The 19160-nt window shown below is 70.7% G+C and carries 18 protein-coding genes and 1 pseudogene; 10 read left to right on the forward strand and 9 right to left on the reverse strand.

Annotated elements, in window-relative coordinates; all coding sequences use genetic code 11:
• Positions 1-90: 90 nt before the first annotated feature.
• From QQY66_RS13325 to QQY66_RS13335, 3 genes are all read right to left on the reverse strand, one after another.
• Positions 91-1140: an endonuclease/exonuclease/phosphatase family protein gene (locus tag QQY66_RS13325; RefSeq protein ID WP_301979499.1), complete on the reverse strand. Its 1050-nt coding sequence runs from the start codon at positions 1138-1140 to the stop codon at positions 91-93.
• A 187-nt stretch (positions 1141-1327) separates the two neighbouring features.
• Positions 1328-1960 (reverse strand): TetR/AcrR family transcriptional regulator, encoded by a 633-nt coding sequence (locus QQY66_RS13330; protein WP_301979501.1) that lies wholly within the window; start codon positions 1958-1960, stop codon positions 1328-1330.
• A 51-nt stretch (positions 1961-2011) separates the two neighbouring features.
• Positions 2012-3601, reverse strand: a complete 1590-nt coding sequence (locus tag QQY66_RS13335) for an MFS transporter (RefSeq protein WP_301979503.1) — start codon at positions 3599-3601, stop codon at positions 2012-2014.
• Between the two features lie 189 nt (positions 3602-3790).
• On the opposite strand from QQY66_RS13335, the gene panB reads away from it, so the two are divergent.
• From panB to QQY66_RS13350, 3 genes are all read left to right on the forward strand, one after another.
• On the forward strand, positions 3791-4669 hold the full coding sequence (gene panB / locus QQY66_RS13340; protein ID WP_301979505.1) for a 3-methyl-2-oxobutanoate hydroxymethyltransferase: 879 nt from the start codon (positions 3791-3793) through the stop codon (positions 4667-4669).
• Between the two features lie 255 nt (positions 4670-4924).
• A complete protein-coding gene (locus QQY66_RS13345; protein WP_301979507.1) occupies positions 4925-5941 on the forward strand; it encodes an ATP-binding cassette domain-containing protein in 1017 nt (338 codons plus the stop codon).
• A complete protein-coding gene (locus QQY66_RS13350) occupies positions 5938-6759 on the forward strand; it encodes an ABC transporter permease (RefSeq protein ID WP_301979508.1) in 822 nt (273 codons plus the stop codon). Before QQY66_RS13345 ends, QQY66_RS13350 begins: the two co-directional genes overlap by 4 nt.
• Before the next feature lie 6 nt (positions 6760-6765).
• Here the strand turns inward: QQY66_RS13350 and QQY66_RS13355 are convergent, their stop codons facing one another.
• Positions 6766-10008, reverse strand: coding sequence for a BTAD domain-containing putative transcriptional regulator (locus QQY66_RS13355; RefSeq protein ID WP_301979509.1), 3243 nt, complete (start codon positions 10006-10008; stop codon positions 6766-6768).
• A gap of 159 nt (positions 10009-10167) precedes the next feature.
• Between QQY66_RS13355 and QQY66_RS13360 the strand changes: the two genes are divergently transcribed.
• Positions 10168-10968, forward strand: coding sequence for a site-2 protease family protein (locus QQY66_RS13360; RefSeq protein ID WP_301979510.1), 801 nt, complete (start codon positions 10168-10170; stop codon positions 10966-10968).
• 2 nt (positions 10969-10970) lie between these two features.
• Here the strand turns inward: QQY66_RS13360 and QQY66_RS13365 are convergent, their stop codons facing one another.
• The 3 genes from QQY66_RS13365 to QQY66_RS13375 form a co-directional block, all read right to left on the reverse strand.
• Positions 10971-11144 (reverse strand): hypothetical protein, encoded by a 174-nt coding sequence (locus QQY66_RS13365; protein WP_301979511.1) that lies wholly within the window; start codon positions 11142-11144, stop codon positions 10971-10973.
• A gap of 59 nt (positions 11145-11203) precedes the next feature.
• Positions 11204-11920 (reverse strand): NADPH-dependent F420 reductase, encoded by a 717-nt coding sequence (npdG, locus tag QQY66_RS13370; RefSeq protein WP_301979512.1) that lies wholly within the window; start codon positions 11918-11920, stop codon positions 11204-11206.
• A 133-nt stretch (positions 11921-12053) separates the two neighbouring features.
• Entirely contained in the window at positions 12054-13121 is a 1068-nt protein-coding gene (locus tag QQY66_RS13375) for an exo-alpha-sialidase (protein WP_301979513.1), read from the reverse strand.
• A 111-nt stretch (positions 13122-13232) separates the two neighbouring features.
• Between QQY66_RS13375 and QQY66_RS13380 the strand changes: the two genes are divergently transcribed.
• Together QQY66_RS13380 and QQY66_RS13385 are read left to right on the forward strand one after the other, a co-directional pair.
• A complete protein-coding gene (locus QQY66_RS13380; protein WP_210577704.1) occupies positions 13233-13838 on the forward strand; it encodes a hypothetical protein in 606 nt (201 codons plus the stop codon).
• Positions 13839-13880: 42 nt separating this feature from the next.
• Positions 13881-15179, forward strand: coding sequence for an MFS transporter (locus QQY66_RS13385; protein WP_301979515.1), 1299 nt, complete (start codon positions 13881-13883; stop codon positions 15177-15179).
• Positions 15180-15246: 67 nt separating this feature from the next.
• Here QQY66_RS13385 and QQY66_RS13390 read toward each other — a convergent pair whose 3' ends face one another.
• Positions 15247-15477, reverse strand: coding sequence for a hypothetical protein (locus tag QQY66_RS13390; protein ID WP_301979517.1), 231 nt, complete (start codon positions 15475-15477; stop codon positions 15247-15249).
• Between the two features lie 58 nt (positions 15478-15535).
• Between QQY66_RS13390 and map the strand changes: the two genes are divergently transcribed.
• Both map and QQY66_RS13400 read left to right on the forward strand, forming a co-directional pair.
• Positions 15536-16393, forward strand: coding sequence for a type I methionyl aminopeptidase (gene map, locus QQY66_RS13395; protein WP_301979518.1), 858 nt, complete (start codon positions 15536-15538; stop codon positions 16391-16393).
• Between the two features lie 168 nt (positions 16394-16561).
• Positions 16562-17209 carry a heme oxygenase (biliverdin-producing) gene (locus tag QQY66_RS13400; RefSeq protein ID WP_301979519.1) on the forward strand — a complete coding sequence of 216 codons (648 nt, stop codon included), beginning with the start codon at positions 16562-16564 and terminating at the stop codon, positions 17207-17209.
• 24 nt (positions 17210-17233) lie between these two features.
• Here QQY66_RS13400 and QQY66_RS13405 read toward each other — a convergent pair whose 3' ends face one another.
• Positions 17234-17878: a PhzF family phenazine biosynthesis protein gene (locus QQY66_RS13405; protein ID WP_301979521.1), complete on the reverse strand. Its 645-nt coding sequence runs from the start codon at positions 17876-17878 to the stop codon at positions 17234-17236.
• Between the two features lie 137 nt (positions 17879-18015).
• Between QQY66_RS13405 and QQY66_RS13410 the strand changes: the two are divergent.
• Together QQY66_RS13410 and QQY66_RS13415 are read left to right on the forward strand one after the other, a co-directional pair.
• Positions 18016-18404: pseudogene (locus tag QQY66_RS13410) on the forward strand (iron chelate uptake ABC transporter family permease subunit); the annotation flags it as partial.
• 41 nt (positions 18405-18445) lie between these two features.
• Positions 18446-19129 carry an ATP-binding cassette domain-containing protein gene (locus QQY66_RS13415; protein ID WP_301987291.1) on the forward strand — a complete coding sequence of 228 codons (684 nt, stop codon included), beginning with the start codon at positions 18446-18448 and terminating at the stop codon, positions 19127-19129.
• Positions 19130-19160 lie beyond the last annotated feature (31 nt).

The raw sequence follows: 19160 nt of genomic DNA on the forward strand, positions 1-19160 counted from the left end.
AAGGGGCCTGTGCCTTTCAAGAGCGGAGTTCCACAGCGAGTCTATGTTCAACTGCGGAACAAAGCCTCTCGGGCCCGGTATTCCTCTCGGCTAAGAGGACGTGTCGACCTTCACACGCGCGGCCACCGGCAAGTGGTCGCTCCCGGTCTCCGGCAGCGTCCACGACGACACAGGCTCGACGCCCTTCACCATGATCTGGTCGATCCGCGCCATCGGGAACGACGCCGGCCAGCTGAACCCGAACCCGCTGCCCGCCGCGCCCTGTGTGGAGCGCATCTGGGCGGTGACGGCGTTCAGCGCGCGGTCGTTCATCGTGCCGTTGAGGTCGCCGAGCAGCACGACCCTCGGCAGCTTCTCGTGGGCGATGGCCTCACCGAGGGCGTTGGCGCTCTTGTCGCGCTGCCGGGCGGTGAACCCGGCCTCCAGCTTCACCCGCACCGACGGGAGGTGGGCGACGTACACCGCGACCTGCCCGGCGGGCGTGGTCACGGTGGCGCGCATGGCGCGCGTCCAGCCCAGCTTGATGTCGACGGGCCGGACACCGGAGAGCGGGTACTTGCTCCACAGTCCGACGGTGCCCTCCACGGAGTGGTACTTGTACGTCGACGCCAGCGCGTCCTCGTACGTCGGTACCGCCGCCCCCTTCAGCTCCTCCAGGGCGACCACGTCGGCGCCGGAGGCGGCCACGTCACGAGCGGTGCCGGACGGGTCGGCGTTGTCGGCGTTGACGTTGTGCGTGGCCACCGTGAGGTCGCCGCCGGCGCCGGTCTTGTCGGTGACCAGGCCGCCGAACATGTTCAGCCATACGATCGCCGGGACCAGCACCGCGATCAGCGCGGTCGCCGACTTCCGGACCAGCGCCAGCACGAGCAGCACCGGGATGGACAGCCCCAGCCAGGGCAGGAAGGTCTCGATGAGGCTGCCGAGGTTGCCGACCGCGTTCGGGATGCGCGAGTGCAGCACCATCACCAGGGCGAGCAGCAGTGCCAGGACGGCGACGACGAGGCCGCGGCGCCAGATCCGGGGGTCACCGCGCCAGCCGGTGGCCAGTCTGCCGAGCAGGCGCCGGGACCGGGAGCTTTGCGACTCGGGCCCCGAGCCGTCCTTGTCCGTCTCCGTCACGTATGCCTGCTGCGCCATACCGTCGCCTCACTACCTGCCGTGCACACCGTCCGTCCCCCCGTGTTCTACAGACCCTAGGGGATGATCGGCTCCGTTCCCGCCGTCTTCTGACGGCCGTACGGGCACGAGGACGTACAAGTCGGCGCGGGCAGTTCCGGTGCCGGGCGTGGAAAGCGCGCTCTGTGACGTACCACGCACATGCGGGTTACGCGGGTGGCGAACTGACGGGGCGTAGTCCGTCGAGGACCGCGTCGACGAGCTGCTCCGACATGCCCTCCGGAAGGTCGGCGTCCTGGCGCATCATGGCGCGGACGAGCATGGGCCCGACGAACATGTCGTTCATCAGCTCGATGTCGATGTCCGTGCGGAGTTCGCCGCTCGCCTGTCCCCGGCGCAGGATCTCGATCTGGCGCCGGCGCCGCGGCTCGATGACGGTCGCGTGGTAGGCGGCCCAGATCTTCGGGCTGCTCTTCATCTGGGCGTGGACATTGTGCAGCAGCACGGAGGAACGGGTCATCAGCCCACGTCTGCGCAGCTGTTCGAGGAGGGCCACGAGGTCGTCGCGCATCGAGGTGCCGGGGAGTTCGGGATCCGGCGGCTCGGCCGTGCGTACGACGTCGACGAAGAGCGCCTCCTTGCCGCTCCAGCGGCGGTAGATGGTGGCCTTGCCGACGCCGGCGGTGCGGGCGATGCGCTCGATGGACAGTTCCGCGAGCGGCACGCCCTCCTCCAGGAGCTTCACCACGCACTCGACGATGGCACGCTCCACGACTTCGCTGCGGGGGCGGCCCCGTGCGGGGCCCTCCTGCTTGGACTCGCTGCCGGCGAGGCTGCTCACGTCGGTCCGTCCCTTCTGTGGCCTGAGGTGATTCTCTCCCGGGTACGGCCCTTACTCGGCCGACACCAACTCCTGCTCCTCCTCGCTCTCCTGGCGTGCCGTCACCTTCCCCGGCAGGAACAGGCCCACCACCACGGCGCCGATCACCGCGACCCCCGCCCCGCACAGCGCGGTGAGGTGCATGGCGTGCAGGAAGGCGTCGTGGGCCGGGGTGATGAGCGACTGGCCCTGAGGGCCGAGCTTGGCGGCGACGCCGAGCGTGGCCTCGATGGACTCGCCCGCGGTGTGGCGTACGTCGGCGGGGAGCGCGCCCAGCTTGTCCTCGATGCCGGTGCGGTAGGCCGTCGACAGGACCGAGCCCAGGACCGCGATGCCCAGGGCGCCGCCGACCTGGCGGAAGGTGTTGCTGAGGGCGGAGGCGGAACCGGCCTTCTCGCGGGGCAGGGCCTGCATGATGACGACGCTGGTCGGGGTCATGATGTGCGCCATGCCGGTGCCCATCAGGAAGAAGATCACTTCGAGGATCCAGATGGGCGTGTCCGCCTCCAGCGTGGCGAACGCGGCCAGCGTCGCCGCGATGATCAGCATCCCGGCCGTGGTCGTCGCCCTGTTCCCGAACCGGTCGACCATCAGCCGGGCCCGCGGCGCGAAGATCAGCTGGGCGGCGGCCAGCGGCAGCAGCAGCAGGCCGGTCTGCAGCGGCGAGTAGCCGCGCACGCTCTGCGTGTAGAAGACGGAGAAGAAGGTCACGCCCATCAGCGCGAAGAAGACCAGCGCGATGGCGGCGATCGCGGCCGAGAAGACCTTGTTCTTGAAGTACCTGACGTCGATGGACGGATGGTCGCTGCGCGCCTCGAAGACGACGAATCCGACGAGTACGGCGAGCCCCGCACCGATCGTCGCCAGCACCTGCGGGTCGGTGAAGTCGGCGAGCTGGCCGCCCTTGATGATGCCGTAGACGAGCAGGACCAGGCCGACGACCGACAGGACCACGCCGACCGGGTCGATCCGGCCGGGCCTCGGGTCGCGGGAGTCGGGCACCAGCCACACCATCAGCGCGAGGGCGAGGATCACGATCGGCACGTTGATGAGGAAGACCGAGCCCCACCAGAAGTGGTCCAGCAGGACACCGCCGGTGATCGGGCCGATGGCGATGGCGAGACCGACGCCGCCCGCCCAGATGCCGATGGCCTTGGGCTGCTCCTCGCGCTCGAAGACGTTCATGAGGACGGCGAGGGTGGCCGGCATGACGAACGCGGCACCGAGGCCCATCACCGCACGGAAGGTGATCAGCTCGCCGGGCGAGCCGGACCAGGCGGCGAGGGCGGAGCCGGTGCCGAACAGGACGAGCCCGCCGAGCAGGACCTTCTTGCGGCCCAGCCGGTCGCCGAGGAGACCGGCCGTGAACAGCAGGCCGGCGAAGACCAGGGTGTAGGCGTTGATCGCCCACTCCAGCTCGCTCTGGGTGGCGCCCAGACCGGTCGGCGCGGGGGTCGAGATCGTCTTGATGGCGACGTTCAGGATGGAGTTGTCGAGCACCACGATCAGCAGGCTCAGCATCAGGACGCCGAGGATCGCCCAGCGGCGCCGGTGGACGGCATCCGGTATTCGAGGGCTGTCGGGGACGGCAGGCGTAGTCATGCCGCCGAGCGTAGACCCTTTACGATACGAGACCGTCTCGTATTGTAAATCTTTTACCCAGCTCTTACGTGAGGCCCCGCGCTCCTAGGTGACGAGGGTCCTCTAGCCGTCCTGTGGCACGAGGTGCCACCATGGAGGGGATCCGGGGACGCCGTCAGGGTGCCTCGAGATGACGTAAGGAGCCGTGCCATGACGCAGCTTCCGGCTGCCCAGACCGCGCAGCAGCAGAAACCTTCCGACGGCAGCAAGGCCCTGTACGGGGGCAAGAGCACTCGCCGCATCACTGTTCGCGACATCGCCGCCGCCAAGGAGCGCGGCGAGAAGTGGCCCATGCTCACCGCCTACGACGCGATGACCGCGTCCGTCTTCGACGAGGCCGGGATCCCGGTCATGCTCGTCGGCGACTCGGCGGGCAACTGCCACCTCGGGTACGACACGACCGTGCCCGTCACGCTCGACGAGATGACCATGCTGTCCGCCGCCGTCGTACGGGGCACCTCCCGCGCCCTCATCGTCGGCGACCTGCCCTTCGGGTCCTACCAGGAGGGTCCGGTGCAGGCGCTGCGCTCGGCGACCCGGCTGGTGAAGGAGGCCGGGGTCGGGGCGGTCAAGCTGGAGGGCGGCGAGCGGTCGCACCGGCAGATCGAGCTGCTGGTCGAGTCCGGGATTCCGGTGATGGCGCACATCGGACTGACGCCGCAGTCCGTGAACGCGATGGGGTATCGCGTGCAGGGGCGCGGCGAGGAGGCGGCGCATCAACTGCTGCGGGACGCCAAGGCCGTACAGGACGCCGGGGCGTTCGCGGTGGTGCTGGAGCTGGTGCCGGCGGAGCTGGCGGCCGAGGTGACGCGCACGCTGCACATCCCGACCGTCGGGATCGGGGCCGGGCCTCAGACGGACGCGCAGGTGCTCGTCTGGACCGACATGCTGGGGCTGACCGGCGGCCGGGTGCCGAAGTTCGTCAAGCAGTACGCCGACCTGCGTGAGGTCATGGGCAACGCGGCGAAGGCGTTCGCCGAGGATGTCGTCGGCGGATCGTTCCCGTTGGAGGAGCACTCCGTCCACTGACCCCAAGAGCCACTGCGGCACCACCGAGCAGCCCGCCGATCTTCCCCCGTCGGCGGGCTGCCCCCTGTCGTGGCTGGGGGTGGGTCGCGCGGCCCGGCGCTTGCGGGGTGCCGCCTGCGCCCACCCTCCCCCACTCTCGGCTTCGCTCGAGCGGGGGGACCCCCATCGCCCCAGGCGGCACGCATGCCCGCAGGCTCCGCGGCTTGTCGGCGGCCTGTCGGTCGTTTGTCGGTGGGCACTGGCACTGTCGCTGCCATGACGCGAATCGACAAGAACGCCACAGTCGCAGTGAGCGTGCGGGGGCTGGTCAAGCACTACGGAGAGACCAAGGCGCTGGACGGCGTCGACCTGGAGGTGCGTGAGGGCACCGTGATGGGTGTGCTCGGGCCGAACGGGGCCGGCAAGACCACCCTCGTGCGGATCCTGTCCACGCTCATCACCCCGGACACCGGACAGGCCACCGTCGCCGGGTACGACGTCGTACGGCAGCCCCGGATGCTGCGCCGGGTGATCGGACTCACGGGGCAGTACGCCTCCGTGGACGAGAAGCTCCCCGGCTGGGAGAACCTGTACATGATCGGGCGGCTGCTCGACCTGCCGCGCAAGGAGGCGCGGGCCCGCGCCGACGCGCTCCTGGAGCGCTTCTCGCTGACGGACGCCGCCAAGCGCCCGGTGAACACCTACTCCGGCGGTATGCGGCGCCGGCTCGACCTCGCCGCCTCGATGATCGGCCGCCCGCAGGTGCTGTTCCTCGACGAGCCCACCACCGGGCTCGACCCGCGCACCCGCAACGAGGTGTGGGACGAGGTCAAGCGGATGGTCGGGGACGGGGTGACCGTCCTGCTGACCACCCAGTACATGGAGGAGGCCGAGCAACTGGCCTCCGAGCTGACCGTCGTGGACCGCGGCAAGGTCATCGCGAACGGCGAGATCGAGGAGCTGAAGGCCAAGGTCGGCGGCCGCACCCTGCGGATCAAGCCGGCCGACCCGCTCCAGCTGCGCCCGCTCGCCCGCGACCTCGACGAGCTGGGCATCACCGGCCTCGCCGCCACCACCGTCGACACCGAGGGCGGCAGTGTCCTGGTGCCGATCCTCAGCGACGAGCAGCTCACCGCCGTGACCGGCGCGGTCGTCGCCCGTGGCATCACGATCAGCTCCATCACCACCGAAATGCCCAGCCTGGACGAGGTGTTCCTGTCCCTGACCGGCCACCGCGCGAGCGCCCCGCAGGACGCCGTGCCCACCGACGCCCGCGAGGAGGTCGCCGTATGAGCGCCATCGCTGTTGACACCGTTGACCTGAAGGACGACGCCCGCATCCCCCTGCGTGGCCATCTGCGCCACACCGGCGCCCTGGTCCGCCGCAACCTGCTGTGGATCCGGCAGGACCCCGAGTCGATGTTCGACGCCCTGCTGATGCCGGTCGTCTTCACCCTGCTGTTCGTGTACGTCTTCGGCGGCTCGATCGGGCAGGCGCTGGGCGGCGGTCAGGACGGGTATGTGCAGTACGTCATCCCGGGCATGATCGCGATGATGAGCATGACGCTCTCGCAAAGCGTCGGCACCGGCTTCAGCCAGGACTTCAGCTCCGGGGTCATGGACCGCTTCCGGTCCCTGCCGATCGGGCGCGGCTCGGTGCTGTTCGCGAAGATCTCGGTCGAGCTGCTGCGGATGCTGTTCGCGACGACCGTGCTGATGATCGTCTCCGTGCTGGTCGGTTTCGACATCAAGGACTGGCCCGGTCTGTTCGCGGCCGTCGGCCTGTCCACGGTGTTCGCCTCGTCGATCATGTGGGTGTTCCTCACCCTGGGCGTGATCCTGAAGAACGCGCAGTCGGTGCAGGCAATGGGCTTCCTGGTGCTGTTCCCGCTGCAGTTCGGCTCGTCGATCTTCGCGCCTACGGACTCGATGCCGGGCTGGCTGCAGGCCTTCACCGACTACAACCCGCTGTCCACGCTCGCGGACGCGTCGCGCGGACTGATGGTGGGCGGCCCGGTCGCGCACGACCTGTGGGTGACGCTTGGCTGGTCGGTGGCGATCACGGCGGTGATGGCGCCGGTGGCGATCCACAAGTTCCGCACCAAGAACTGACCCACCTCACACCAGGGCGGCGGCCTCCTCCGGGGAGAGGCCGCCGCCCTCCGCGTACGCCGTCTCGTACTCCTCGTCGCCGAGCAGTTCCCGGAGCGGCTGCTCGGCCCGTTCGTGGCAGGCGCGCTCCACGGTCGACCGGATGTGGCTGGGCGGCAGCGCGGCGTCGGCCGCGCCGAGGCAGCGGGCGGCGTCGCGGGCACGGCGGCCGCCGTCGAGGCCCGCCAGGGCGACGGCGGCGGTGGTCAGATACGCCGAGCTCATGTGCGGCAGCATGGCCTCGGACAGCGGGTCGCGGGCTCCCTCCAGCGCCCGCCGGATCTTGTCGAGAGCCTCCTCGTGGTCGCCGCCGACCGCGTCCAGCCAGGCCTCCGAGCCCAGGATGATGGTGTCGAACACCACGAAGTGGTGGATGGCGAACTCGCTGCGCAGCAGTCGCAGGTGCTCGCGCGCCTCCGGGACGCGGTCGGTCATGCCGAGCCACATGGCGAGGAAGAGCCGGGCGGCGGGCATGCCCTCGTTGTGGGAGCCGTTCTGCTCTGCGATGACATCGCGCAGGATGCGTTCGCCGCGCTCGGCCTCACCCGCCTCCAGCAGCGCGCTGCCGAGGCGGGCGCGGAGCATGGCCATGTGGGCACGGGCGCCGAGCCGTTCGGCCTGCTCGTTGGCCGCCTCGTAGTCGACGACGGCGAGGCGGTAGTCGCCCCTGCGTTCGCGGGCCTCGGCGCGGACGGCGAGCGCCTCCGCGGCGCCCCAGGCGTCGCCCAGCCGCCGGAAAAGCTCCAGCGACTCGTCCGCGTCCCGTGCGGCGTCTCCAGCCCAGTCGGCGCGGTTGGCCAGGAGGTTGGCGCGCATCTGGAGGCAGGCGGCCAGCTCCCACTCGTAGCCGGGCACGCCCCGGCAGGTACGGACGGCGGCGTCGCCGATCGCGCGCACCCGGCCCAGGTCGCCGGTCATCAGCACGGCGAAGAACCAGAGGATGCCGGGGCTGCGGCAGGTCTGCGGCAGTCCGGGCTCGTAGGTCGCGGCGATGGCCCGCATCTTCTCCTGTGCCTCGGGGGTCTGCCAGTCCTCCAACTCGGTGTCCATGCAGGCGAGATGGACGAGATGGACGCCGCGCCGCGCCTCGTCGAGCACCAGGCCCGTCCAGGGCGGGGGTGTGTCCGTGCAGCGCTCCCACAGCGGCTCGGCCGTGCGCACGGGCGCGGCGAAGGGGTCGGGGCCGAGGTCCTTGACCTCACGGGACCAGTTGCGGGCCTCGATACGCAGGTCGCGCATCTGCCAGTACCAGCCCAGCGACAGCACCAGACACAGCGCTTCCTGCTCGTCGCGGGCGGCGACGGCGTGGCGCAGGGCGGTGCGCAGGTTCTCGTACTCGCGCTCCAGCCGTTCGATGGCGGCGCGCTGCCCGGGGCCGCGCAGCAACGGGTCTGTGGTGCGGGCGAGTTCGCGGAAGTACGTCAGATGCGCCCGCTCGGCGGCGGGGCGTCCGCCGGACTCGTCGAGCCGTTCGCCCGCGTACTCGGCGACGGTCTCCAGGAGCCGGTAGCGCATCTCGCCGCCTTCCCCCGAAGGAGCCGCCACGACAAGGGACTTGTCGACGAGGGAGCCGAGCACGTCGAGGGCGGCCGGTCCGCAGACGGCCTCGGCGGCGGCGAGGTCGCAGCCGCCCGCGAACACCGACAGCCGGCACAGGACGTCGCGTTCGCCCTCTTCGAGCAGGTCCCAGGACCAGTCGACGACGGCACGCAGGGTCTGCTGGCGGGGCAGCACAGTACGGCTGCCGGAGGTGAGCAGCCGGAAACGGTCGTCGAGCCGGTCCGCGATCTGACGAGGCGTCAACATCCGTAGCCGGGCCGCCGCGAGCTCGATGGCCAGGGGCAGCCCGTCGAGCCGCCGGCAGATCTCGGCGGTGGCCTCGGGATCGTCCTCGATGCGGAAGCCCGGCCGGGCGGCGGCACCCCGGTCCGCGAGCAGCCGCAGCGCGACCGGCTCCGGCAGCGGCTCCACCGGCCGCACCAACTCCCCCGGCACACCGAGGGGTTCACGGCTGGTGGCCAGGACGGTGAGCCCCGGACACCGCTCCAGCAGCCGCTCCACCAGTCGGGCGGCGGCCTCGACGACATGCTCGCAGTTGTCGAGGACGATCAGCATCCGACGCCGGCCGCAGTGCTCGACAAGCCGTACGAGAGGGTCGTCATGCCGCTCCAGCCCGGCCCGTATCTCCTCCGCCCCGGCCCCGTACAGCACGGTCTCGCGAGCACCCACAGCCGTGAGCACAGCCTCCGGCACGGCGGCCGGGTCGTCGACGGGCGCCAGCTCGGCCAGCCACACCCCGTCCCGGGCCACGTACCGCACGGCCTCGGCGGCCTCCTGCGACAGCCGGGTCTTCCCCGCCCCGCCGGGCCCGAGCAGCGTCACCAGCCGGGCATCGGCGAGGTCCCCGCGGATGGCCTCGATGTCGGCCTCCCGGCCGACGAAGGAGGTGAGCCGGGCACGGAGATTGCCGACCGGCCGGCTCGAAGCCTCCGCCGGACGGAGCAACTCCCCGTGCAGCGCCCGCAGTTCTGCCCCGGGATCGGACCCGAGCCGGTCCGCGAGCAGGTGGCGTACGTCGTCGTAGGCGGCCAGCGCTTCGGCGGCCCGCCCGGTGTCGCGCAGGGCGCGCAGGCGCAGGGCCTGGAGGGGCTCGTCCAAGGGGTGGCTGTCGCACAGGGCGGTCAGCTCGGGCAGTGACTGCTCGGCCTGGCCGAGGGCGAGCGCGGCGGCGTGCCGGGCACGGAGCGCGTCAAGGCGCCGGGTCTCGCAGCGGGCCGCCTCCGCGGTGCGGTCGGGCAGATCGGCGAGGGCGGGGCCGCGCCAGAGCGCGAGGGCGTCGTCGAGAACCACGGCCGCCTTGGCGGGGTCGCCGTCGGTGAGGGCGCGCAGCCCGTCTCCGACCAGCCGCTCGAAACGATGCAGGTCGATGTCGTCACCCGAGGCGGCGAGCCGGTACCCGCCCTCCACGGACTCCACGACATTCGCGCCCAGCGCCCTGCGCAGCCGCCCCACCAGCGCCTGCACGGCCCCCGTCGCATCGGCCGGCGCCTCCCCGTCCCACACCTCGTCCACCAGCACACTCACCGGCACGGTCCGTCCCGGCCGCAGGGCCAGCACCGTCAGCAGCGCACGCAACCGCGCCCCGCCGACGGGGACGGTGGTGCCGTCGGGGTGGATTGCCTGAGTCGTGCCGAGGATGCGGTAGCGCACGGGCCCATTGTCCCTGCTGCCGCCCCCACGCTGCCTCCGGGTTTACCCGCGCATGAACCGTGCGGAGCCGGAACCCACAGCTGACCGCGAGACGTTTTCCCCCTGGGCCCGGTACCGTCGGGCAGTCGCAGCGCAGTGCAGATGAGCCAGGGGAGCCCGATGACCACCGCCACCACCCGCCACAGTGACCGGCGGATCAGTCCCGTCTTCGTCGGGATCATGGCCGTCACCGCGGTCACCGGATGGGCCACCTGGACCGGGTTCGCGGAGCAGCCCGGTGTGGCCGTGTTCCTGTTCGTGACGGCGGCGTGGATCGTCTCCCTGTGCCTGCATGAGTACGCGCATGCCCGCACTGCGCTGCACAGCGGCGACATCACCGTCGGGGCGAAGGGCTACCTGAGCCTGAACCCTCTCGCTTATACGCACGCCCTGCTCAGCATCGTCCTGCCCGTCCTCTTCGTGATCATGGGCGGGATCGGCCTCCCCGGCGGTGCCGTCTTCATCGAGCGCGGGCGGATCCAGGGGCGTTGGCGGCACAGCCTCATCTCCGCGGCGGGGCCGCTGACGAACGTCCTCTTCGCCGCCGTATGCACCGCACCGTTCTGGCTGGACGCGCTCGACGGCGTGCCGCGCGACTTCCAGTACGCGCTCGCGTTCCTGGCGCTGCTCCAGGTCACGGCCGCGATCCTGAACTTCCTGCCGGTGCCGGGCCTGGACGGCTACGGGGTCATCGAGCCCTGGCTGTCGCACAACGTCAGGCGCCAGGTGGAGCCGTTCGCGCCGTTCGGCCTGCTGTTCGTGTTCGCGCTGCTGTGGGTGCCGTCGATCAACAGCGTGTTCTTCGATGTGATCGATGCGATTCTGCGCGGCCTGGGGATCAACGACATCGAGACGTACTGCGGCTACGACCTGTTCCGCTTCTGGCAGGGCACGAACGAGTACTGCCAGATCAGCCAGTGACTTCAGGCCCGTCGGCCGGCCTTGCCGCGCTTGACGTAGTACCAGGCCATGTTGGAGGACAGCCCCGCCAGCAGCACCCACACGACGCCCAGCCAGCTGCCCTGCGCGAAGGAGACGACGGCCGCGGCGACGGCGAGGGCGCAGACGGCTAGGGCATAGACGGCGAGGCGGGGCATGGGGTCGGCTCCTGTCGGGGGGACACTGCGGATTGCGGCCTCCAGTGTCCCCCATCCCCTCATACGTCCGTGATGCGGAGCCCCGCGTGTGCCTTGTAGCGGCGGTTCACGGAGATCAGGTTCGCCACCAGCGACTCGACCTGGTGGGCGTTGCGCAGCCGCCCCGCGAAGATCCCGCGCATGCCGGGGATACGGCCGGCCAGCGCCTGCACGATCTCGACATCGGCGCGCTCCTCCCCCAGCACCATCACATCGGTGTCGATCTCCTCGACCTCCGGGTCCTCCAGCAGCACCGCCGACAGATGATGGAAGGCGGCGGTCACCCGGGAGTCCGGCAGCAGCGCGGCGGCCTGCTCGGCGGCGCTGCCCTCCTCCGGCTTCAGGGCGTACGCGCCCTTCTTGTCGAAGCCGAGCGGGTTGACGCAGTCGACGACAAGCTTGCCGGACAGCTCGGCACGCAGGGATTCGAGCGTCTTGCCGTGCCCCTCCCACGGCACGGCGACGATCACGATGTCGCTGCGTCGCGCGCACTCGGCGTTGTCGGCGCCCTCGACGCCGTACCCCAGCTCCTCGGCGGCGGACTGCGCGCGCTCGGCGGCCCGCGAGCCGATGATCACCTTCTGGCCGGCCCGGGCGAGCCGGTAGGCGAGGCCCTTGCCCTGCGGCCCGGTCCCGCCGAGCACGCCGACGACGAGACCGGAGACGTCGGGCAGGTCCCAAGGGTCCTTGGCGGGGGCCTTCGCGGGCTTCTGTGCAGCACTGTCGGTAGAGGTCATGGGCCTGACTTTACTGAGGCTCGCCTCACGTCGGCAGCGCCGGGCACCCCTGGCCCACCTGCTCTTCTGCTGAGGGTCCGGGGGTTATCCCCCGGGATAGTGCAGCACGTCTGCCCCCGCGGCCGTCACCGGGTCAGGTGAGCTGCGTCACGGGGATGCGCCGGAAGCTGATCGTCTCGTACGGGCCGAAGTCGCCCGTCTCGTAAAGCAGTCCGACGGTGGACGCGTCGACGCGGACCAGGTCGGAGTACCCGGCCGGGAGGCCGTCGACGGTGAACGCCGGCCGCCAGGTGGTGCCGCCGTCGGTGGAGGCGCGCAGGGTCATCAGGGCGCGGCCGTGGGCGGGGCCGGAGTACAGGAGCAGGTCGGGGTCGCGGAGCTGGAGGACGGCGGCCTGGCAGACGGGGGAGGTCAGTCCGGCCTGGGGGCGGAACGGCTTCACCAGGGTCCGGCCGCCGTCCTCGGAGTGGGCGTCGGCGCGGTTGCCGGGCGAGCGGGAGTCGGTGCGGGTGTTGAAGTAGACGCGGCCGTCGGGGAGTTCGGCGGCGGTGGTCTCGTTGGCGTTGAGGTAGTCGGTCGGGCTGTCGTCGACGTAGCCGAGGTACCAGGTCTCGCCGTGGTCGTCGCTGAGCAGGCAGTGGCCGCCGTTGTACTGGGGCTCGTTGCCGACGTCCGAGCCGGTGGGCGGCACGGTGTGGTTGGCGGGGACGACGACCCGGCCGGTGCCCAGCTGAAGGGCGTGGCCGGGCCCGGTGGCGTACCAGCGCCAGCCCGACTCCTTGACCTGGCCGGTGATCTCCCGGGCCGCCGACCACGTCACCCCGTCATCATCGCTGTGCTGCACCCACACCCGGCGCCCGTCCTCGTCCTTGACCTCGCCGCGCAGGATCGCGCTCTCGGCCGCCTCGGCGGCGGAACGGCACTGGACGAGCAGGACACGGCCGGTGTCGAGGACGACGGGGGCGGGGTTGCCCGCGAGGTCGCTGCCGTTGCGGGCGGCGACCTGCAACGCCCCCCAGGTGCGGCCGCCGTCCGTCGACCGCTTCAGCACGATGTCGATGTGCCCGTAGTCGCTCGCGGAGTCGACACGGCCCTCGCAGAAGGCGAGCAGCGTTCCGGAGGCGGTGGCGACGACCGCCGGGATCCGGTAGCTGGCGTAGCCGTCGTCGCCCGCGCGGAACGGGACGCTGGTCTCTGACATCGGCGTACTCCTCATGACGTGTTCGGCGGCGATCCGGCCCTGTGCCCATCATGGGCGAATTCGTGGTGAACTCCACATCACAAGTGGCGCCTTGCGGCAGGATGCCTTCGCATGGATGCCGTACGGGTCGCGCTGCTGCGCGAAGTGCTCGCCGGGACCGAGTGGTTGGGCGCCACGCGACGCTTCGCGGGGGTGCTGCGCGGTTCGGTCGTGTCGCACGGCGGGGGCCTGCTGCTGGTCGGCACACCGGAGTACGAGCCCTGGCATCTCGCCGCCCATCTCGTCGACGAGGCCGCGTGGTCGGGCACGCCGGAGCTGTCGCCGACTCTCGTACGACATGACGCGCGCCCCTCGGATCCGGCGCACCTGGCCGTGGGTCTGGGCCGGCTCGCGGCGGCCCGGCGAGGAGAGACGCTGCTGGTGGTCTCACCGGCGGGTTCCTGCACTCCCGCCACCCTTGAGCGGGTGCACGACGCACGGCGGGCCGGGGCGACGGTGCTGGCGCTCGGCGCCGACGAGGGCGAGTTGGCGGCGATGGCGCACGAAAGGCTGGCGGTGTCCGAGTCGGCCGAACTGGACCTGGACACCGTGCAGCACCTGGTCAGTGCCGCCGCCGGGGAGAGTTCGCTCCCGGTCTCCAGGGGACGGCGGAGGCTTCGGGACCGGCTGTCGCGGCTGGCGGACGAGCTGACCGCACCACCCCCCACCCCCTGGTAATTCGGTTGCCCCATCTCCAGGCGTCCTCAACCATGAGCCTCCGTGACCGACGACGCCCCCGACCCCCCTTCCGGCCTCCACGCCCTGTTACCCGACCTCGCACCCTGGCGGGCCTCCCGTGACTTCCGGCGGCTGTGGTTCTCGGGGCTGATCTCGAACTTCGGGAGCTTCCTCACCTTCGTCGCGCTGCCGGTGCAGCTGAAGGAGCTGACCGGATCGGCAGCGGCGGTGGGCGCGATCGGGGCCGTGGAACTCGTGCCGCTGCTGGTCTTCGGACTGTACGGCGGGGCGCTCGCGGACGCCTTGGACAAACGCAAGCTGATCATCTGGACCGAGGCCGGCCAGGGCCTGCTCAGCACGGCCCTGCTGGTCAACGCACTCCTCCCGCACCCCGCCATCTGGCCCCTGTACGTCGTCGCCGCCCTGTCCTCCGCCCTGATCTCGGTGCAGCGGCCCGCGCTCGACTCCCTCTGGCCCCGGATCGTGGCCCACGAGCACATGCCGGCGGCGGCCTCGCTGAACGCCTTCCGCTGGACGCTCGGCGGGGTCGCGGGCCCGGCCCTGGCGGGCGTGGTCGTCGCGTACGCGGGCGTGGGCTGGGCGTACGGCGCCGACCTCGCCACGTTCGCCGTCTCCGTCGTACTGATCCTCCGCATCGCCTCCTCCCCCGCGTCCCACGAGGCGTCGAAGCCGTCGCTGAAGGCCATCGCGGAGGGCGCCCGGTATGCGTGGAGCCGCAAGGAGCTGCTCGGCACCTATGCCGTCGATCTCGCCGCGATGTTCCTGGCGATGCCGCTGGCCGTCCTGCCGTTCCTCGCGGACGAGTTGGACGCCGAGTGGGCGCTGGGCCTGATGTACGCGTCGGTCCCGCTCGGCGCGATGCTGGTGAGCCTGACCAGCGGCTGGACGTCACGGGTCCATCGCCACGGCCGGATGGTGGTGCTGTCGGCGGCCCTCTGGGGCCTGGCGATCGCGGCCGCCGGAGTCGTCGGCGACGTATGGCTGGTGCTGCTGTTCCTGACCGTGGCGGGCGGCTGCGACATGGTCAGCGGGATCTTCCGCGCGGCCATGTGGAACCAGACGATCCCGGACGAACTGCGCGGCCGGCTCGCCGGGATCGAGCTGCTGTCGTACTCCGTCGGCCCGACCGTCGGCCAGGTCCGCTCGGGCGGCTTCGCCGCGCTGTGGGGCGTACGGGCGTCGGTCTGGTCGGGCGGCCTGCTGTGCGCGGGCGCGGTAGGGCTCCTGGCGCTCTGCCTGCCGAAGCTGATGACGTACGACGAACGCACCAACGAGCACGCGGTACGGCAGCGCGGGGTGGCTGCGCCGGCTAAGAGGTGATGCCCGTCGTTCGACTGCGGCGCCGTCGTGGCTGGTCGCGCAGTTCCCCGCGCCCCTTTGGGGCGCTTCAGTCGTCGTCGGTCTTGCCTGCCGGGGCGTCGTGCCACCTGGGGTCGTTCTCCCACTCCAGGTTGCGCTCGCGGGCGGTCGCCATGGCGTGCTCGGCCTCCGCGCGGTTGGCATACGGTCCGAAGCGGTCCTTGGCGGGGCACTCCGGCCCCTCCTCCACCTTCTTGTGCTCCAGGCAGTAGTACCACTCGCCCGGCTTTCCGACGGTGCGCTTCTTGAACAGGGCCATGACCGGCTCCTTTCACCACAGACATGTTCCCCCATGCCCGCCGTCTAGACTCGCTGGCATGTCTGGCCAGTCGCTGCTCGTACCAGGGGAGCTGTCTCCCACCCGTCCCGTGCCCGGAAACATCCGTCGCCCCGAGTATGTCGGCAAGCCCGCGCCGACGCCGTACACCGGCCCGGAGGTGCAGACGCCCGAGATGATCGAGGCGATGCGCGTCGCCGGCCGGATCGCCGCGCGGGCGATGGCTGAGGCGGCCAAGCTGATCGCCCCCGGGGCGACCACGGACGAGCTGGACAAGGCGGCGCACGACTACATGTGCGACCACGGCGCCTACCCGTCGACGCTCGGCTACCGCGGTTTCCCCAAGTCCCTCTGCACCTCGCTCAACGAGGTCATCTGCCACGGCATCCCCGACTCCACCGTCCTGCGCGACGGCGACATCATCAACCTCGACGTGACGGCGTACATCGGCGGCGTGCACGGCGACAACAACGCCACGTACCTGGTCGGCGAGGTCGACGAGGAGAGCCGCCTGCTGGTGGAGCGCACGCGCGAGTCCCTGAACCGCGCGATCAAGGCGGTCAAGCCGGGCCGCCAGATCAACGTCATCGGCCGCGTGATCGAGTCGTACGCGAAACGCTTCGGCTACGGAGTCGTCCGGGACTTCACGGGCCACGGCATCAACTCGTCCTTCCACTCGGGCCTGATCATCCCGCACTACGACAGCCCGCACGCCACCACGATCATGCAGCCCGGCATGACCTTCACGATCGAGCCGATGCTGACGCTCGGCACACACGAGTACGACATGTGGGACGACGGCTGGACGGTCGTCACGAAGGACCGCAGGCGGACGGCTCAGTTCGAGCACACGCTGGTGGTGACGGAGACGGGGGCGGAGATCCTGACGCTGCCGTAGCGCCTCACCGCCCTCGCAAGCCCGCCCTCTTTTGGAGGGCGGGCTTTCCTGTGCGTGCCCGACCGGAGCTGCGGGTACTCTTTTACCGACAGGACGTCGGCAAGTTTCCCGACAAGGGGTCGGGAAGTGGTTGACTTAGGTAAGCCTAACCATAGAAAATCAGGGCTCATGGACTCCTTCTCGACCCTCATCCGCACCGCGTCCCACGAGCAGCACGTGGAGGCGGAGACCTCGACGTTCATGAGCGACCTGCTCGGCGGCAAGCTCGGCGTCGAAGCGTACGCGCGCTACACCGAGCAACTGTGGTTCGTGTACGAGGCACTGGAGACCGGTACCGAGCGGCTGGCGTCGGACCCGGTGGCCGGCCCCTTCATCCAGCCCGAACTCCTCCGGCTCCCCGCGCTGCGGCGGGACCTGGAGCACCTGCGCGGCCCCGACTGGCGCGCGACCCTCACCGCACTCCCGGCCACACAGGCCTACGCGAACCGCATCGCCGAATGCGCCGACACCTGGCCGGCGGGCTACATCGCCCACCACTACACCCGGTACCTCGGCGACCTCTCCGGCGGCCAGATCATCCGCGACAAGGCGGAACGGACCTGGGGCTTCGCGAAGAAGGGCGACGGCGTCCGCTTCTACGTGTTCGAGGAGATCGCCAACCCGGCGGCGTTCAAACGGGGTTACCGGGAGCTGCTGGACGGGGTCCACGCGGACGACCTGGAGCAGCAGCGAATCGTAGCGGAGTGCAAGAGGGCATTCGCGCTCAACACGGCGGTGTTCCGGGCACTGGGCGAGGAGTTCCCGCTGAGCGCATAGCACTCAGTGCTCGGTACCCAGTGCTCAGCGCTCCAGGAACACGCGCCCTCCGACCTCCACCCAGCCGCCCGGCTGCGGAGCGGTGAGCATCTGAGATCCCGCCCCCTGCGCGATGTTGAGGGCCCTGCCCAACTGATCCGTGAGAAGCATGGCCGCCGCCCCGGTCGCCTCGTCCTCCTCGACACCGTCACCGCGACCGGGAAAGCCACGGGCCCGGATCCGCCCAGCGGCCTCGTCCTCCCAGGCCCAGGCGTAGATCCACTCCCCCGGCGGCGGCACGGGCAGGGCGTCGACCTCGGCGGCCGTGGCGTACCGGCGCAGGGTGCGCGGCGGAACCCACTCCGCCCGCGCCTCGATCCAGCTGAACTCCCCGTCCAGGCGGGCACCCACGACACCGGCAGGCGTGACCAGCTCCGGAACATCGAGAAGCCAGGCCGTACCGACGCAGGGATGCCCGGCGAAGGGCAGCCGTGTGCTGGGCGTATAGATGTCGATGATCCCCCGCTCGGGATCATCCACGAACACGGTCTCACTGAACCCGAGCTTCGCCGCGAACGCCTGCCGCTCCTCCCGCTCCGGCATCAGCGAGCCGTCGCGAACGACGCCGAGTTCGTTGCCGTATCCGCCCGCGGCACCGCAGAAGACACGCAGCACGTCGTAATCAGTCACGGAGGCATTGAAGCAGCACGCCGATGGCGGGCGAAGGTAAGGCTAACCCAAGCTTTGGCGCACCACCGGCTGGCTGCTGACCGTCGGCATGGTCGTCGGCCTTCTCGCCCTGGTCCCGGTCGGCGCGGTGGCCTCGATCGCGCTCGGGCGGCCGTACGGAGGTCGTGACGCTGATCCTCACGGGGATCGCCGTGAACGCGTTCTGCGGGGCGCTCGTCGGGCTGTTCATCTTTCTCGCCGACACCGCGGCGGTGAACCAGATCACCTTCTGGCAGCTGGGTTCCCTCTCCCAGGCGACCTGGCCGAAGGTGCTCGCGGTGCTGCCGTGTGCGGCGATCGGTCCGCTGCTGGCGCCGGTGTATTCGCGATCGGCTTTGTCGGTCCGGTCGTACCGCATCTGTTGCGGATGGTCTCCGGCCCAGGGCACCGGTTCCTCATTCCGGGAGTGCGCTGGGCGGGGCGGTGGTGTGCGCTTCTTGGCAGTCCGTTCTTTTTCTGCCTGTTGCGGAGGACTCGGCGTAGGCAAAGGGAGGTGGACCTAAGGAGGGTTGTGTGTCGTCTGCGGGTGTGTGGGGGCTTGTCGCGCAGTTCCCCGCGCCCCTTAGGTTCTTCAGTTCCCCAGCCCTCCACGTCCGGCTCGGTTCCCGCGTCGTCCTCCACGGAGTGTCCGTCACCGCCCGTGCCGCTGAAGTCCTTGCCCTCGTCGGGCCCAACGGGGCGGGAAAGTCCACCCTGTTGGGCGCCCTCGCCGCCGATCTTCCGGCCGCGGAGGGGGTCGTACGGATTCTCGGTCGTCCGGCGTCGGAGTGGTCCGCGCCCGAACTGGCCCTGCGTCGGGCCGTGTTGCCGCAGGCGGCGGCGCTGTCGTTCCCGTTCACGGTCGAAGGGGTCGTCCGCATGGGCCGCGCACCCTGGGCCGCAACCGCGATCGAGGACGACGACACAGCCGTGGCCGAGGAGATGGCCCGAGCCGAAGTGACCGCATTCGCCACCCGCCCGTTCTCCGCGCTCAGCGGTGGCGAGCGGGCGCGGGCCGGGGACGCCGTGGTGGTCGTGCTGCACGATCTGGGGCTTGCGGCGGCCTATGCGCACCGGGTGGCGATTCTGCGTGCCGGGGAGGTGGTGGCGGACGGGCCGCCCGGGGAGGTGTTCTCGGACCGCCTGCTCTCGGAGGTGTACGACCAGGAGGTTGAGGCGCTACCGCATCCCCGGACGGGCGCGGTCCTGGTGACCCCAAGGCGCGACCTTTGACGCTTCCTTGACCCTTCCGTGGGGTCTGTTT

It is taken from the genome of Streptomyces sp. DG2A-72, from assembly GCF_030499575.1.
Taxonomy (GTDB): Bacteria; Actinomycetota; Actinomycetes; order Streptomycetales; family Streptomycetaceae; genus Streptomyces.

What these genes read in the sequence shown, in the direction of transcription:
- QQY66_RS13345 (WP_301979507.1), top strand. Translation starts at nt 4,925, where the DNA reads ATGACGCGAATCGACAAGAACGCCACAGTCGCAGTGAGCGTGCGGGGG.
- QQY66_RS13365 (WP_301979511.1), bottom strand. Translation starts at nt 11,144, where the DNA reads ATGCCCCGCCTCGCCGTCTATGCCCTAGCCGTCTGCGCCCTCGCCGTC.
- panB (WP_301979505.1), top strand. Translation starts at nt 3,791, where the DNA reads ATGACGCAGCTTCCGGCTGCCCAGACCGCGCAGCAGCAGAAACCTTCC.
- QQY66_RS13380 (WP_210577704.1), top strand. Translation starts at nt 13,233, where the DNA reads ATGGATGCCGTACGGGTCGCGCTGCTGCGCGAAGTGCTCGCCGGGACC.
- QQY66_RS13335 (WP_301979503.1), bottom strand. Translation starts at nt 3,601, where the DNA reads ATGACTACGCCTGCCGTCCCCGACAGCCCTCGAATACCGGATGCCGTC.
- QQY66_RS13325 (WP_301979499.1), bottom strand. Translation starts at nt 1,140, where the DNA reads ATGGCGCAGCAGGCATACGTGACGGAGACGGACAAGGACGGCTCGGGG.
- QQY66_RS13390 (WP_301979517.1), bottom strand. Translation starts at nt 15,477, where the DNA reads ATGGCCCTGTTCAAGAAGCGCACCGTCGGAAAGCCGGGCGAGTGGTAC.
- QQY66_RS13400 (WP_301979519.1), top strand. Translation starts at nt 16,562, where the DNA reads ATGGACTCCTTCTCGACCCTCATCCGCACCGCGTCCCACGAGCAGCAC.
- QQY66_RS13360 (WP_301979510.1), top strand. Translation starts at nt 10,168, where the DNA reads ATGACCACCGCCACCACCCGCCACAGTGACCGGCGGATCAGTCCCGTC.
- npdG (WP_301979512.1), bottom strand. Translation starts at nt 11,920, where the DNA reads ATGACCTCTACCGACAGTGCTGCACAGAAGCCCGCGAAGGCCCCCGCC.
- QQY66_RS13375 (WP_301979513.1), bottom strand. Translation starts at nt 13,121, where the DNA reads ATGTCAGAGACCAGCGTCCCGTTCCGCGCGGGCGACGACGGCTACGCC.
- map (WP_301979518.1), top strand. Translation starts at nt 15,536, where the DNA reads ATGTCTGGCCAGTCGCTGCTCGTACCAGGGGAGCTGTCTCCCACCCGT.
- QQY66_RS13350 (WP_301979508.1), top strand. Translation starts at nt 5,938, where the DNA reads ATGAGCGCCATCGCTGTTGACACCGTTGACCTGAAGGACGACGCCCGC.